The organism is Ardenticatenales bacterium, assembly GCA_020634515.1.
Classification (GTDB): Bacteria; Chloroflexota; Anaerolineae; order Promineifilales; family Promineifilaceae; genus JAGVTM01.
Genome location: JACKBL010000002.1, coordinates 413,558 through 429,483 on the forward strand (window position 1 = coordinate 413,558; position 15,926 = coordinate 429,483).

A 15,926-nucleotide genomic window follows, 5' to 3' on the forward strand; every position below is an offset into this window, starting at 1 on the left:
TGTCGGTTGAGCCTGTCGGTTGAGCCTGTCGAAACCAACGGCCTTTGACAAGCTCAGGCTGCGTTTCCCCCGAGATATTGAGGATATACGGGCATACCCTCTCTGGCCTGGTGAATAAGCGATTGTTTTAACTGCCACAAACTGTCACTCAGAGAGACGTGATAGATGTGTGGATTGAGGATACGCTGCACGCCTGGGTCCAGGCGCTCCAGATCCGCCTGTCGCCGCTGGCGCATCACGTCAATGGGCGGTTGTGGGGAGACAACTCGCCCTTGATCATAAACGGTCTGCAACAACGGTTCGATCTCGGAGATGGCCGATTGTCGCAGGGCGCGGTACTTGGTGTGGTCGGTCGGATGGCGCAGGATGATGGGGTCCATGGTGCGCGGGTCTTCGTGATCCAGGGTGAGCAGGTCGGCGGTGGCCTGGCCACGTTCGTCGTAGATGCGCCAGACGCGCTTGTGGCCGGGATTGGGCGTTTTGGCGGGGGATTCGGAGATTTTGATTGCCGGCATCCACGCCCCATCCCCCTGCCGCAAAGCCACCAACTTATAAACGCCCCCCAGCGCCGGACTGCCCAACGACGTGATCAAATTCGTACCCACGCCAAAAGTCAGCCGTCGCAGCAGATTGTCCGCGTCAATGCCATAGCGCGGCGCTTCCATCTCAATTTGCGTCAGAATTTGCATGATGGTCAGTTCGTCTAGCTGGTTGGACAGCACAATAACGGTATCCGTAAAACCCGCCTGGTCCAGCATCCGGGCCGCCTGGATACTCAAGTACGCCAGGTCGCCAGAATCAAGGCGAATACCGATGGGACGATGCCCCTTGCTTTTGAGTTCCGTGAAGACGCGGATGGCGTTGGGGATGCCGCTGTGCAATGTGTCGATGGTGTCCACCAGCAGCAGGCAGTCGTCGGGGTACACGTCCGCATAGGCGCGGAACGCTTCCAGTTCGCCCGCGCCCATCGCCATGAAGACCTGCACCATGCTGTGCGCGTGCGTGCCTTTGGGCGGGAACCCCAGCACGTGGGAGACGCCGACGTTGGAGGTGAAGTGCGCGCCGCCGATCAGGGCCGCGCGCGCGCCTGCGTTGCCGCCTAGCCCCTGGGCGCGGCGGAGGCCGAACTCCAGGATGACCTGCCCGCGTCCGCTCTGACGAATGCGTGAGGCTTTGGTGGCGATCAGGGTTTGGTAGTTGAGATGGTTGAGCAGCGAGGTTTCCAGGATTTGGGCCAGGGCTAGTGGCCCTCGAATGATGGTGAGGGGGACGTTGGCGTGGACGACGCGCCCTTCGGGGATGGCGTCAATGGTAATGGCCCGGAAGTGGCCGTGCTGACTGAGATACTGGAGAAAGTCATCGGCGAAGAGTTGCCGACCGTTTTGGCCCGTTTGCCGGCGCAGGTAGTCGATGTCTTGCGGACGGAAATGGGCTGTTTCCATCCAGTCCAGCAGCCATTCCAGCCCGGCGTTGATGCAGTAACCTGCCTGGTGCACGCCGTAGTCGGGGTAGCTGCGGAAGAAATGGTCGAATTGGGCCGTGGTTTCGTGTAGGCCATAGCGGAAGTAGAGCTGGGCCATGGTGAGCTGGTATTCATCGGTGAAGAGAATGCCGGCAGTTGTGTCACGTTGAGATTGTTTCATCAAATTATCCTGCAAGATGCGTTGTTTGGGCACGGACAGGCAAACAAAAACCCGATGCGCCCGTATTCACATCGGTTACTCATGCGGCAGCGGCGGTTTTGTGTTGCCCCTTTGCAATTTGCCTCTATCATAGTGTTAAAGTGATGATATGTAAACACAAACACACAACAAAGGAGATGGATGATGAAGAAACTACTTGTTCTACTTGTCTTTGTGGCGCTGCTGGTTGCCTGTGGCGGCGGAACGGAAAGTCCAACAACCGGTGCGTCGGGAGCAACGGGGAGTGACGAGACCGGTCCGGCCGGCCCCGAAATCGACCCAGACACGGGCCTGGTGATCAATCCTGATCTGCAATATGCGCAGAGTGGGGAGGAGTTCATCGTTGATGGTACGGCTATCAGCCTAAATCTAACGCCGGTCACGTCGCCCGAGTATCTCATATTGCCCGAAGGCGGCACATTGCGGTATCGTATTTTAGGGCAGGCACTGGCCGATACGTTTTACGAGGATGGCAGCGCCGTTCCTATTTCCGCATTCCAAAATGGTATCCACGTGCGTGCCACGGTCAAGTTTGACGCCGACGTTTTGCCGGGTGGTCGCTACGTGTCCACGAACATAACTATCTTGCAGGACAATTAAGGCGCTTCTGTTCCCCGGTGTGGGTTAGATGCGCTGAAGTTTTCGGTGAGAAGAAGCCCGAAGTTCATGCTGCATGAACCTCTGGGGCTGACGAATTCAAGGAGCGGTCGGAGTACAACGCCATCTCTCACGGTTTCCGCTCCTGGATGGACCTTTTCTCTGTCAGCAAAGGTGCGGCGCGCTTTTCTCGATGTGACTTGTGGTATCGTCTGAAGCGCGAGTGCGTCGCACCTGGACCTTTCCCTGACTGACTCTTCCCCATTTCCCGACACGCTATCGACGGCGCGCGCGCATGATAGAAGCGGCGATGCCGGCAATAATCAACCCCGCCCCCCCTAGCAACAGCCAGGGTGGACTGCCGCTGTCATTTGCCGGCATTTCCAGGGGCGCGACCGTAGCTGTAGGAGCCGCCGTCGTTGCCGGGGCGATGACGGTGGGCGTGACCGTGGCCTCCGGCGTGAGCGAGGCGGCGGTGGTTGGGGATGAAGTAGTGGTGGGGAGAGGGGCGGCAATGCCGGCATCCGCGGCAATGCCGGCATCCGCGGCAATGCCGGCATCCGCGGCGGGCGGCGGCGTGGTTGGCGTGGCTGACGGCGGCGCGCTCGTCGCCGTCGGCGTCGGCGTCGGCACCGGGGGGCAGGTGGGATCAGGCGTAGGGTTCCACACCGGGCCGGGCGTCGGTGTGCCGCCATCCAGCGGCGGCGCGCTGACCGGCGGCACGTAGGCGATATTCCCCTGCACGGCCACGGCGGCGTCCGCTACCCAGCCGATGCGGTCGCCAGGGAGGGTGATCTGCCACCAGGGGGCGTTGGTGGCACGCCCCGTAATCGACTGCACCTGGAGATAAACGAGCGTGCCCACAATCTCGTAATCCTGCCCCGGCCCCTGGCGCACATTCACGGTGGATAGGGCTTGCACGGTGGGGAGGTCGCATGGGGCGGCGGTGGGCAGGTAGCCGCCTTCGGGCGTAGCGGCCAGATCGACCGGGGTGGCGGTGGCTTGCGGGGTTGTTTCCGTGGCCGCGGTGGTTGGTTCAGGGGTGCTTTCGCCGCCGGGCGGTCCGGGGGGCGCGGGTGGGTTGGTGGCTGTGGCCTCTGGTTCAGGGGTGCGCGTGGGAATGGTCTGGTAGGTGTTGCCGGCATATGCCGGCACGATTCCCCCAATCGCCCAACCCGCCAGCAGCGCCAAAATCATCAATCGCTTCTTCATACGGCTCTCGTCCTTGTTACCTGTGCAAAATCCTGTTATTTTCATTCATGGCAGTGCGCCCCGTTCGTGGGGAACTCATTTGGTCACTATTCCGCCTCAGAGGTACTGGAGATTGGACCAATTTCACCAGAGTAAATTGATCCAATCTGGCTTAGGACTGACGATGCAATTCCCGTTGTAACTATTCACGTCTCCGAGAGATTGGACCAATTTTGTAGACATCAATAAGATTCAACCAGAGCAAATTGGTCCAATCTGGGCAGATGACCTGTATAGTCACTTCCCGTTTTACTTCATCGTCCGTCCTTAGCCGTTACCTTCGCGAAAGGGGGTCGTGAATAGTTGCCTCATCTGAAAATCACTGTAAAAGTCATGTCACTGTTTAAGCGGGCCGTGAAGGAAATGGTCTGGTCCTGGACGTTTCCGCTGTTGGGGATGATCGTGAGCGGCTGCGTATTTGCCGGCAGCGTCACCCGCACCTGCACGTCCTGAGGGCGCGTGCCCGGTTGCTTAATCCAGCGCAGTTGATAGCGCCGCGTCTCATCCGCCGCCATTGTCGTCACCACCGGCAGCGCATACGCATACGTCTGCTCCGCCGATTCGCCACGTCGCAGCAGCAGAAAATTAGCGAACGTTGTCAGCCCACTGGGGTCTGCTATTGACTGCACCTGACCCGCCCACGGCTGCCCGGACACAAAATAGCCAGCCGCCACCGGCGCCGACGTGCCCGCCAGTAGTGTGGCCCCCGTTGGGGCATACACCCGCGCATAATCCCAATAACAATCATTACGCAGCCGGTCATAGGTGATGTCCGCCGTATAAACGGTCTGGTGAATACAATCGGCCTCGCTGCCATTCCCCTTGTGCCGGTAGCGCACCGTCAGGGTCGCGCTGCCACCGCCAGCCGCGTCAAGCAGAACCTCGTAGACCATTTCGCTGTCTACCAGCGCATTCGCCTTGTTAAAACCCACGTTGGTGTCCGCAACCAGCAGTAGATCGCCATCCGGGTTGGTGGGCAGGCGGCCATCCCACCCCATTTCTGCCAGCGCGGACGCGGCGGCGGCATCGCGCACGAATATCAGCAAGTGCTTGGTGGCAATGGCCTCCATCATGGTGCGCGCCAGCCGCACGAAATCAAGCTCGCCCGGATTTTGCAGCACTTTTGCCTGCATCGCCGCCGCCAGCGGCCCCATAAATGACTTGCGCGACCGCATCCATGCGCCCAGGTCCTCGTCCGCCGCGGTTGGCTGCCATGCCTGCTTGATCCATTCCAGCACGTTTTCGTTGCTCACGGTGGCGTCCAGTTCCGGCAGCGTCACCGGACCAATCGCTCCCAGCAGCATTTGTAGAAACCGTTGATCCGTGGCGACGATGCCGTCCAGGGGCACGCCCTGGCCGTAGGTGTACAGGTCCATCATGGCCGTGGCCGATGTAGGGAAATCGGGCCAGAAGTTGGCGTCGCGGAATAGGAACAGATCGGAGGCCATAAACTGGTGCAGCGGTTCCGGGGGCCAGTCATACGGCTTGTGCGCCCAGTCATCCACCACGTTGGCGTCGTCGAATTGGAGACCGTCGATCCGTCCATCTTGCAGCGTGAGCAGTCCCACGCCGCTGATGAAGCCGCCGGTGGGGCGCAGTTCGTCTTCGTTTTGGGCCACGATCAGGTAGCGGCGCGGACCATCGCCGCCCAGCAGCGCGGGCGCGCTCTGCGCCAGTCTCAGGCCGTCCCGGGCGATGGGCAGCCATTCGTCCAGCAGGGGGAGATACTGGCGCAACTGCCAGGGGAGCGCGTCCCGGTTCTCAATTTGGGCGTAGGCGGTGGCGACGCGGTCCAGTTCGGCGGTGGCCTGCCCCAGGTCAGGGCCGGCCTGCGCCAGCAAGGTTGGCAGGGCGGCCAGCAGGTCGTTGCCACTGTTGCCGTTGCGCAACAGGTTCAGCCCGGGCTTGAGGCCGCGGAAGGCGTAGGCGGCGGCGGCGGTGGCCGCGTCTGCCATCTCCAGCAAATGGGGCGCAGCCACGAGCGTGGGACCGAGCCGGGGAACCCATCCCAGATGGGGCATGAGGGGGTGGAAGATGCGCGTTTCCCGTGTGAGGATAACGACATCGGCGCGTGCGCCCATGACCAATGCCTCTGCCGCGTTGGGGTCAAGGTTTGTCAATCCCGCTGCCAGGAGCGTGGTGGCTTCCTGCTGGCGTGTTTGCAGAGATACGGCGGCGCGGTAGATGCGCCACCCCTTAAGGCCGAGCCAGGCAAGGAGCAGCAGAAGTCCGGCCAGGGTGAGCAGGAGGGGTAGTCGGGAGCGTCTGGGGGAGGAGGGACGGTCAGCGTTGGGCATGGTTTTCGCAGGTCAGCGGGGGCGCGGTGGTCAGATTGATGGCGCAGGTGGGATGTTCCGCTTGCTGCCACAGGGCTGGCAGATCATCGCGCTCCAGATGGGTCAGGTCAGGGTGCTGGTGGCTCAGGTGGCGGCGATACCAATCAAAGGCGTACAGGTTTGCGTCTATCAGGATCAGGTCGGGGCGCAGGCCTTCGATGGTTTGAAAATACCACAATGTAAAGATCGTTTCGTCGCCTGGAGTGAGTAGGATGCCGGCAGGCGGCGCGGCTATGAGCGCCGCTTGTGCGCGGGCGCGAAGCATCTCATCCTCGCGCAGGTTGACGCGGCCAAAGTTTAGCGCAAGCAAGGTGATAGGCAAAATCAGGAGAATGGGTTGCCCGCGTCTGGGCAAAAATGTTAACGAAATGTTCAGCAGCATCAGGCCGGGGAGGAAGAAAATGCCGGCATCGATTGCATCATAAGTGAGCGCGTACAGGGCATAAAGCGCGGTGGTGAGTAGGAGACCCACGGCCAGGCGGTCTCGCCGCCGCCACAGCGCCAGCACGGGGAGCGCGACGCCCAGGTAAGCGTACTGCCGCAGAAAGGCGGACGCCGCGGTTCCTATTTGCTCGCCCAGGCGGTCCAGGTGCGCCAGATTGGGCTGGTAGAGCCGCCCGCTGACCAGCCACCACCAGCCGGAGAGGGTAGTGGGATCACCCCAGATGACGGGGCTGCGCGGGTTCAGCCACAGGGGAAGGAGGGCGTAGGGCAGCAGCCCGGAGAACGCGCCCAGCAGCAGTAGCCCCCAACCGCGGCGAGGCGTGAGCAGCAGCAGCAGGGGCAGCAGCAGCAGCGATGTAAGGTGCGTGGTGAGTGCGAGGCCGAGCAGCAGGCCACGCCAGAAGGGCGGGCGGCGCGTGGCCGTGGCCCACAAGACCGCCGCGACCAGCAGCAGGTTGAGGCCGTAGACCTCGGCAATGAGGGCCTGGCTCCAAACCAGGGGGGCAAAGGCGAAGCTGAGGGCGGCAGCCAGGGAGCCAATGGGATGCGGTTGGTGGCTCCAGGCGTGGGTGGCGGCGGCGACCAACCCGGCGGCGGCGGCGGTGCAGAGGGCGGAGAACAGGTTGAAGCGAAAAGCGACCGTGCCCAGGGGCAGATAGCTGAATAGTTTGCTCAGAAGGAGGTAGGTGGGGTAGCCGGGGGGATGGGGCACGCCGCGCGTGATGGCGGCGGTGATCAGTTCGCCGCCATCACCGCCAAAATGGGCTGTGGTGAGGTCCGGGGCGATGGTGAGCAGGTAGACGCCGAGGGCGATGAGGGCGGCGGCCAGGGGCGTGCGCCAATCGCCTGGGGGCGGCGCGGGGGAGGCGGAATGGGCCAATCAGCGCGCGCCTTTGCCGCCGATGACGGCGGGGATGGTTTTGAGGAGGTAGCCGATGTCGCGCCAGAGCGAGTAGTTGTCGATGTACTCCAGTTCGAGGCGGACGCGGGCATCGAGGGAGAGGTCGCCGCGCCCGTTGACCTGCATGGGGCCGCTGATGCCGGGTTTGACGGAGAGCCGCCGCCGGTGCCAGTCGTTGTACAGGGCGACGATGCGGGCTTCTTCGGGGCGGGGGCCGATCAGGCTCATTTCCCCTTTGAGGACGTTCCAAAATTGGGGCAGTTCGTCCAGGCTCCAGCGGCGCAGGATTTGTCCGATGGGCGTGATGCGGGGGTCGTTTTCCAGTTTGAAGACGGGTTCGGCCAGGTTGTCCAGGTCAATCAGGTTGGGCAGTTCCGCTTCTGCGTTTTCGCGCATGGAACGGAATTTGTAGATGGTGAACGGTTTGCCACCCTGTCCGATGCGTTCCTGGCGGAAGAGGACGGGACCGGGGGAGGTGAGTTTGATCGCCAGGGCGATGAACGGGGCGAGGAAGAGGAAGCTGACGAGGCCGATGAGGCCGCCGATGATGTCCAGGGCGCGTTTGCCGACGTAGGAGAGGCCGCCGATGGCCGTGACCTGGCCGGTGACGCCGGGTTGGGGGCGGAGCAGTCCCCAGGCGTAGCCGAAGCCGAGGGCGGTGGCGCGGGCGGCGAGCATGAAGGGGGAGATGAGGGAGATGGCGCGGTCTTTTTGCCACGCTTTGCCGGCAAATGGCAGGGTCGTGAGCAGGAAAATTAGAGCCGCGCCCGCCAGGGGCAGCGCCGCCCAGCGGGTGAACAGCGTGGCGGCGGCGAGGAAGAGGAGCGCGGCCATCAGCACCATCTGGATTTTCATGACCTGGGGGGTGTGTGAGTCGCGCACGCCTCTTTCGGGGAAACGACGCACGACCTGCGCTTTCCAGAAGCCGATGATGAATTTTTTGCGAAAATAGGCGGCGAGGGAGGCGGCGTGGTGGTGGTAGACGGTGGCCTGGGGGCGGAAGACCATCTGGTAGCCGCGGGCGGCAAGGCGGAAGGAGAGTTCCTGGTCTTCCAGGTAGGGGAAGCCTTCGTCGAAGCAGTCGTTTGCCAGCAGGACGTCGCGGCGGTAGGCGGCGGAGTAGGTGTCGATGAAGTCGATGCGCGCTTGCCCGCGCAAGAGGTCGTATTTGTCTTCGTATTCGAGTTGGACGAAGCGGGCGGCGTGTTCGCGCTGGCGGGTGGCGTAGGTTCCTTTGGCGCCGGCGATTTCGGGATCGGCGAAGGGGGCGGTGAGTTGGGCCAGCCAGTCGGGGGCAGGGGCGCAGTCGGCGTCGGTGAAGCAGATGAGGTGGCCGTGGGCGGCGCGAATGCCGGCATTTCTCGCTGCCGCCGGTCTGCCTCTTTCCTGCCGAACGACACGGACGCCTGCCGCCGCCGCGATTTGCGCCGTTTCATCCGTGGACCCATCATCGACGACGATAATTTCCACGTCAGATGCCGGCAGCGTCTGATTTTTCAGGCTTTCCAGGCAGGCGGCAAGCGTGCGCGCCGCGTTATGGGCGGGAACAACGATAGAAATCATATCAAGAAGGTGCGTGGCTCGATAGTTCCGGCGCGGATGGCAAATAGAAATCGGCAACCGCCAGGGCAATTTCGTGTGGAGGGATGGCGTTGTCCTGGTTGTGCAGCAAGATAATGGTCAGGTCGCGCTGGAGAAAATGGACGTAACTGCCGGCAAAGCCCTGGATGCCGCCGTTGTGGCCGGCGAATGGATGCTCATTGTGCGTGAGGAGGAACCAGCCCAATCCGTGCCAGTAGTCAAACTGGCGTTCGTTTTGTGCCTGGGAGGGGTGGGGGGTGAGCATGAGGGCATGGGTTTGGGGGGAGAGGATGGCATGGCGGCGCACGGCGGCGTCCCAATGGGCTAGATCGACGACGGTGGAGAGGAGAATGCCGGCAGCATACGTCCCCGAGGTGCTGTAGTAAGGCTTATTTACCCATTGCCCATCCCGCCAACTGTAGCCGGCGGCGCGGCGGGGCACAACAGCCGCATAATCATTCGCCCGCGTGTCCCGCATTCCCAATGGCGTGAAAAAATGCGTGCGCAAAAAGTCGGCGTAGGCCTGCCCGCTAATCTGTTCCAACAGGAAGCCCAACAGATAGTAGGCTGTGTTTTCGTAGGCGCTGCGCGCGCCTGGGGCAAAACTGAGGGGCAGCGCCCGCACCAGGTCCAGGATTTCCTCGCGGGAAAGATCGTGGCGTGTCGTTTCCCAATAGCGTGGCACGTCTGTGTAGGATTTGATGCCTGACTGGTGCATGAGCATCTGTTTCACCGTGACGTGATGCCAGGCTTCGGGCATATGTGGCAGGTGCTTGCCTAAAGTATCTCCCAGACTGATACGACCCGATTCCACCAGCCGCATGATGGCCGTGGCGGTGAACAGCTTGGTGATGGAAGCGATTTCGTAGACGGTGGTGGGGGTGGCCGGGATTTGCCACTCCAGATTGGCCCAGCCATACCCTTGCAGCAGCACGGGTTTTCCTTGCCGTACCACGGCCAGCGAGAGGCCGGGAATATGGTGACGGGCCATTTCGGTCCGCAGGAATTCCGCCACGGCGGCGGTTGTGTCGTTCGTCATGATTTTGGCTGCCTGTGATGATACGTGGTTCCCGGGATTTGGGCAATGTCGCCTGAATTTGGGGGGCGTGTTGCGTGACGTTTGCGCGAGTGGCGCAGCGGGTTTTACATAAAGGCGAAATAGAGAAAGACGCCCAGGGTGTAGACGAAGCCGGCGGTGGTGGAGATGATGACGAGGCGTTCGGAGCGGGGTATGTCTTCCTGGCGCAAGAATCGATGCAAAATTGCCGGCATAGCAATCACCCCAATCGGCAGCACAAACAACGGCAGCGTGCCATTCAGGAGGTAGACGACCGTTGTAAGAATCAAAATGGCGGAAAGCGCCTTCAGCAGCAGCGCCGCCCGCTGCCGTCCAACCGTCGTGACAAACGTGCTGCCCGTGCGCCGGTCTACCACAAAATCGCGCAACTGCTGCTCCAACTGCGCCGTCAGCGAGGCGAGGAAGGTGATGGTGAGGATGACATAATCCGCGGGCAGCCAGGATACGCCCATCAGATAGAGCGTGATCAGGTAGGGATATGTTTCCACGAAGAGGGCGTGGACCAGTAGATCAATGCCGGGACGGCTCTTGAAGCGCAGTGGCGGGCTGGAATAGGCCCACATAATGAAGATGCTGATGCCCATCACGAGCCAGCCGCGCCAGCCGAAGCGGGAGAAGATGACCAGCAGCGCGAGTAAGCTCAGGGAAAAGAAGACGAGCGCCTGACGACGGGTGAGCGGATGGCGCACGAAGAAGTTGCGGTGGCGCTTGGCTTGGTCCAGGGCGTCATAAGGGGCGTCGTGGTAATCATTGAGCGTGAAGGCCAGCCAGTAACCGGCGGCGATAGCCAACAGGAGGATGACGTGGCGCGTGGTGATCTGTCCATGCAGGAGGACGGCCAGGGTGGCAATGACAAAAGATACTTGCCAGGCGTCTACGTGATTGAGCAAGAGGCGGAAAAGGCCTGGTTTTTTCACGGTTAATGGGTGTGTGTGACCGTCTGCCCATCAGGAATGGCGATGAAATAAGAGGCGAATTGCATCGTCATTTTGAAGGAGCGGTAAGCCTGGGAGATTGGACCAATTTTACGCGCTCAACGGCCATTATCACCAGAGAAAATTGGTCCAATCGGTCTTGGTAGTTACATCAAAACAACTTCCGCGAAGACATAAGGCAAAGAGTACCCCATTTTTCCCTGTTTTGCCACGTCTCGCCTTGCGGTCCAGCAATTCTCAATTTGAAATGAAAGCAACGATATGAGGCGGGACATCATCTTATTGGACTTTGGACAAAAAAGTTAACATAAAGCGTGATTTGTGAAAGAAGCACAATAAAGGGAAAATGGGTTGGATGGACCGAGAAATCCATGCAACCCATTTGGCGGAATTCCGCCAACGAGTATACCAGACCTTTAACAATCGAGCCGATACGTTAATGGAACTGCTGGATACCCTCAGTAGCAACCGTGATGCGCAGACAGTAGTGGAATTGAGTCTCAACCCGGTCTTTCGCCGTAGCTACAGCACCTTGTTCAAGGGGATAGCCGCGGGTCATCTGACGGAAGAGGGCATGGGGCGGTTGATAACGCCCCATTTGGCGTCGCCACAGGAGCGCCGCTACTGGCTGTTCGGCGTAGATGTCACCCCACAGCGACGGCAATTTGCGCCCTGTGTGGCTGACCGAAGCTATGTCTACTATCCCAATGCTATCAAAGGCAACAAACCCGTGACCGTAGGGCATCAATATGCGACCGTGGGCTACTTGCCGGAGAAGACGGTAGAAACCGGGAGTTGGATAGTGCCTCTGCTCACGAGCCGGGTGGGCAGTGATGAGGACAAGGAGATGGTGGGGGCGCGGCAAATGGGGCAGTTGTTGGGCGATGAGAGTCACCCCTTTCACGGTCAGTTATGTGTGGAGGCTGCGGATGCCGCTTACAGCAAGCCAGCCTACCTCCATGCCAACCTGCATCATCCCAACCTGGTCAAGATTGTGCGCGTCCGTAGTAACCGGGTCTTCTACCAATCATACCAGGCGGCTGATGATGCAGAGAAGGGTCGTGGACACCCAACCTGGTACGGCTATCGGTTTGCCCTCAAAGAACCTGATACCTGGCATGAGCCGGGGGAAACGGTGCAGACAAGGTATCGTAGCCACCGGGGAAAGATATACCAGGTAGTCATTCAAGCCTGGCATAATATGCTCATGCGTGGCAAACGGAAGCCGAAGCGGATTCCGATGTTGGGAACGCCCGCCAAACCACCCCAACCGAGGAATAATTCCGGTGGACGCCTTCCGGGCACGAAACTGCCCCCGCGCAAGCGATACAAGGTGGTCAAAAAGGGCTGAAAACGCCCTTGTGGCCGCCAAAATGGCTCGATTGTTCAATTGTAAAGGTCCTGTTTTTCGTTCAGTTCAAGCTGAAGTTAGTTCTGTTTGTCCAAAGTCCAACCACTCATATTGTGGCGCAAATTCAGCCGGGTTTAATGGGTCTAATAGGTTGCGGATTTGATTATCTGAGGGAACTTGTTCAACCTCAAATAGCGTCTGTAGGTTTTGTTTGCCCTGTTTTTTCTCACTGATGGCCTGATTGTGCGCCAAAAATGATTGTGACTGCATAAAAAACATGCTCATCGCACTATTAACCGCATCCGATAGCTCATATCTTGTATTTGGGCTTGGTTTACGATGGTCTGGCAACTCAGACCAACTTGCTTGACAGACCTGGAAGAATTTTTGTAAGGGAAATTGTTTGACCATGCTCTCCAGTAATGACCTGTTTTGCCCCTTTTGTCAACCTTTTTTCTAAATTGAGAATTGCTGCTTCGGTTACGGCACATTTGCCGCCTGGATACGAAGCTATCCGGCTCGCAAAGGTCTGATTTCGGGTTTGAAGTACCAAAATTCAAACCTCATTTACGGAAAACCAAAGATTTTTCCCGACGTTACAATAGAGTTTTGCAAGTTTTTTGTCCACCACCAATTATGGAGAAGATACCCGCAAACCTTAAAAAATAGCGTAAATGTTCTAAAACGGTTGACAACCGCCGTCAAATGGCCTAAACTTTCGGCCATTGTTGCCAAAGAAGAGCCACATTGAGCCAAAGCCATAAACCAGGAGGAGTCCCATGGTCCCTACGGTCGGTCTGTCCTTGCGTGCCGGCATTCACCTTATCACCGCGCTCGCCCTATCACTCCAACTACTGCTGACACCCTTCGCCACGCCCCCCGGCGTGCCTTCAGCCCCCGGCCTGCGCCAGGCAACAGCCGGCAAAGACATCGCCGCCCGCCTCGCCGCGCCGCTCGCCGGACCGTAACATCGCCAGCTACGGACCGGGAGACCCGCCCAACGCCCCCCACCACTGCCTGGAATACGCCTACGCCCACAACGTCAGCGGCGGCAACTGGCTGGTGAACAAACGGCTGCGGGAGAGCCGTTATGCCGGCAACTGCGGCAGCAACAAAATCAGCACCACCCTCTACCGGTACGACAACAGCAGCACCCCCCAAGACACCACCCTCGGCGCATTCGGCCAACGCACCTGGACATTACGCTGGCTGCCGGACAACGGCGTCGACTACTACCAAACCACGCACGCCACCTACTATGACAACAGCAGTCCGTATTATGGCCTGCCCCACCAAACGGAAACGTTCACCGACCTGAGCAGCAACACCGCCTACGCCAGCGAGGTCCGCAATACGACAACTATCCAGAATTACACGCCTCTCGGCCTGCCGACGCAAACTGAAACCATTGCCACCGGCGTCCCCGCGCAAACCAACAGCATCAACTACCACCCCACCTTCCCCTGGCTGCCGGCCACCGTCACCGACGCCAACAACACCAGCAGCAGCTACAGCTACGACCTGTTCGGTCGGCTCACCCACGTCTACGCCCCCGACCCGGTCAGCGGCAGTCCGACGCTCCTACAGGCGAGCACCGACTACGACTACGACCCCGGCGCGCAGGTGTTGACCATCGAACAAACCGCCTATCCCGACCCATCCGACCCGACGCAAAACCAGGTGAGCAAGCGGTTCTACAATGGGCTAGGGCAGGTCGTGCAAGAACGGCGGCTGAACGCGGAAATTGCCGGCAGCGCCGACACCGTCATCTGGAGCCACACCGAATACGACGGGCGCGGCCTGCCCATCTGCCAGACCACGCCCCAAAGCGGCGGCGCGCAAAACTTCCAACCCAAAACCTGCGCCAACTACAACCACACCACCACCCAATACGACCCCTTCGGTCGCGCCACCCACATCACCGCCCCCGACGGCAGCGCCACCACCACCACCTACGGCTTCCCCACCATCACCCCCGCCGCGCAGCCCGAACTGGCCAAAGTCCAGGTCACCGACGCCAACAGCCACACCATCACCTCCTACACCAACGCCTGGGGGCAGCTTTCCGTGGTACGCGAGTTCTTCGGCGCGGCGCTGGCAGACAACGCAGACACCGTTTATACTTACGACGTTGCCGGCAACCTCACCCAAGTACAAACCTACGACGCCTTCAACGCCGGAACCGGCAACCTGCTGCGCCAGAACAGCATGAGCTACGACACCCTGGGGCGCAAAACCGACATGACCGACGCCGACATGGGTTACTGGAGCTACACCTACGACACCAACGGCAACCTCCTGCGCCAGGAAGCCAACCCGGGCACACCCGACCACATCACCCTCTGCTTCTACTACGACAACCTGAATCGCCTGCGCCACAAAACCAGCGATCCCAGCCCAACTACCCCCTGCCCGGCCAACCCCGCCGCCAGCGGCCCCCAACACCTGTCCACGACGGAATACGACACCGCCGCCAACGGCCTCGGACGCCTCGCCGCCATCCGCTGGGGCAGCGACCCAAACAACAACCACGAAACCTTCGCCTACGACCAACGCGGACGGCTCACCAGCCACACCCGCACCATAGACAGCCACCCCTTCACCCTCGCCATCACCGCCTACGACAACCTGGACCGCCCCCTCACCACCGTCTACCCCGACGGCGAACTCGTGCAAACGACCTACGACCAGGAAGGCGAAAACACCCTCACCGCCGGCGCCAACGCCATCATCGCCGACATCGCCTACAACCAGCGCGGCCAGATGACCACCCAGGCGCGGGGCAACGGACGGGACACCACCTACAATTACTACAACGCCACCGGCAGCAACGGCAACGCCAACTTCCGCCTGCAAAGCATCCACACCGCCACCCTGCCCGGCAAAGAAGACCTCCTCTCCCTCACCTACGAATACGACCCCGTGGGCAACATCACCCAAATCGTCGATAATCTGTTGGCGACAGACAAAAAGCAGGAATTCGAGTACGACGCACGCAACCGGCTCACCCACGCCTGGACGCCCCCCGCCGCCATCGACCCCTACGACCACGACATCGCCTACGACAAACTGGGCAACATCAGCCACTACGACGGCGCCAGCTACACCTACCATCCCGTGAAAAAAGACGCCGTCATCGCCATCAGCGGCGGCCAACAGTTCGCGTACGACGCCCACGGCAACATGATAGACCGCAGCGACAGCACAGGCGACTACACCCAACTCTTCGACAGCGAAAACCGCCTCATCAGCGTCACCACCGGCGGGCAAACCACCCAATTCTTCTACGACGCCGACGGCCAGCGCGTGCAGACCATCCACCCCGACGGGCGCATCACCTATTCCCCCTTCCCCCAATACGAAGAAGAACACATCCCCATCCCCCACGCCCACCCCCACCGCCACCAACACCCCACACGCACCCCGACGCCCACACGTACGCCCACGCCCACCCGTACCCCTACCCCAACCAACACGCCCACTCGCACCCCCACCCCAACCAACACGCCCACTCGCACCCCCACCCCAACCAACACCCCTACGCGTACCCCCACCCCAACCAACACCCCTACGCATACCCCGACGCCCACCCACACCCCTACGCATACCCCGACACCCACCCACACGCCCACCCCATCATCCACCGCTACCCCGCCGCCAACAGCCACGCACACGCCGACAGTCACTCCCACCCCCTGCTGCCTGCCTGTCCGCCAGCGTTGACCTCTCGCCCTCAACGGCGGCATCGCCCTCGTCAAAACCTTCTCCTG

12 protein-coding genes are annotated in these 15,926 nt (G+C 60.7%); 4 read left to right on the forward strand and 8 right to left on the reverse strand.

The features are described 5' to 3' along the window. Window positions 1–53: 53 nt before the first annotated feature. Window positions 54–1,643 carry a nicotinate phosphoribosyltransferase gene (locus tag H6650_06230; GenBank protein ID MCB8951596.1) on the reverse strand — a complete coding sequence of 530 codons (1,590 nt, stop codon included), beginning with the start codon at window positions 1,641–1,643 and terminating at the stop codon, window positions 54–56. 180 nt (window positions 1,644–1,823) lie between these two features. On the opposite strand from H6650_06230, the gene H6650_06235 reads away from it, so the two are divergent. Then, on the forward strand, window positions 1,824–2,282 hold the full coding sequence (locus tag H6650_06235; GenBank protein ID MCB8951597.1) for a hypothetical protein: 459 nt from the start codon (window positions 1,824–1,826) through the stop codon (window positions 2,280–2,282). 273 nt (window positions 2,283–2,555) lie between these two features. On the opposite strand, the gene H6650_06240 is transcribed toward H6650_06235, so the two are convergent. The 6 genes from H6650_06240 to H6650_06265 form a co-directional block, all read right to left on the reverse strand. Then, on the reverse strand, window positions 2,556–3,491 hold the full coding sequence (locus H6650_06240; GenBank protein MCB8951598.1) for an SH3 domain-containing protein: 936 nt from the start codon (window positions 3,489–3,491) through the stop codon (window positions 2,556–2,558). A gap of 347 nt (window positions 3,492–3,838) precedes the next feature. Continuing rightward, window positions 3,839–5,827: a DUF4012 domain-containing protein gene (locus H6650_06245; GenBank protein MCB8951599.1), complete on the reverse strand. Its 1,989-nt coding sequence runs from the start codon at window positions 5,825–5,827 to the stop codon at window positions 3,839–3,841. Next, window positions 5,814–7,190, reverse strand: coding sequence for a DUF2723 domain-containing protein (locus H6650_06250; protein ID MCB8951600.1), 1,377 nt, complete (start codon window positions 7,188–7,190; stop codon window positions 5,814–5,816). The genes H6650_06245 and H6650_06250 overlap by 14 nt, the downstream gene beginning before the upstream one ends. Continuing rightward, the gene (locus H6650_06255; GenBank protein MCB8951601.1) at window positions 7,191–8,774 is read right to left on the reverse strand and encodes a sugar transferase; all 1,584 of its coding nucleotides are present in this window, start codon (window positions 8,772–8,774) and stop codon (window positions 7,191–7,193) included. A gap of 1 nt (window position 8,775) precedes the next feature. Beyond that, on the reverse strand, window positions 8,776–9,831 hold the full coding sequence (locus H6650_06260; GenBank protein MCB8951602.1) for a beta-lactamase family protein: 1,056 nt from the start codon (window positions 9,829–9,831) through the stop codon (window positions 8,776–8,778). A 104-nt stretch (window positions 9,832–9,935) separates the two neighbouring features. After that, entirely contained in the window at window positions 9,936–10,787 is an 852-nt protein-coding gene (locus tag H6650_06265; GenBank protein MCB8951603.1) for a UbiA family prenyltransferase, read from the reverse strand. 373 nt (window positions 10,788–11,160) lie between these two features. Here H6650_06265 and H6650_06270 point away from each other — a divergent pair, with 373 nt between their 5' ends. Continuing rightward, entirely contained in the window at window positions 11,161–12,156 is a 996-nt protein-coding gene (locus H6650_06270) for a transposase (GenBank protein MCB8951604.1), read from the forward strand. A gap of 66 nt (window positions 12,157–12,222) precedes the next feature. Here H6650_06270 and H6650_06275 read toward each other — a convergent pair whose 3' ends face one another. Further along, window positions 12,223–12,567, reverse strand: a complete 345-nt coding sequence (locus tag H6650_06275) for a hypothetical protein (GenBank protein MCB8951605.1) — start codon at window positions 12,565–12,567, stop codon at window positions 12,223–12,225. Between the two features lie 368 nt (window positions 12,568–12,935). Between H6650_06275 and H6650_06280 the strand changes: the two genes are divergently transcribed. Continuing rightward, a complete protein-coding gene (locus H6650_06280) occupies window positions 12,936–13,124 on the forward strand; it encodes a hypothetical protein (protein ID MCB8951606.1) in 189 nt (62 codons plus the stop codon). Window positions 13,125–13,218: 94 nt separating this feature from the next. Further along, a complete protein-coding gene (locus H6650_06285) occupies window positions 13,219–15,879 on the forward strand; it encodes an RHS repeat protein (protein MCB8951607.1) in 2,661 nt (886 codons plus the stop codon). Window positions 15,880–15,926: the final 47 nt, after the last annotated feature.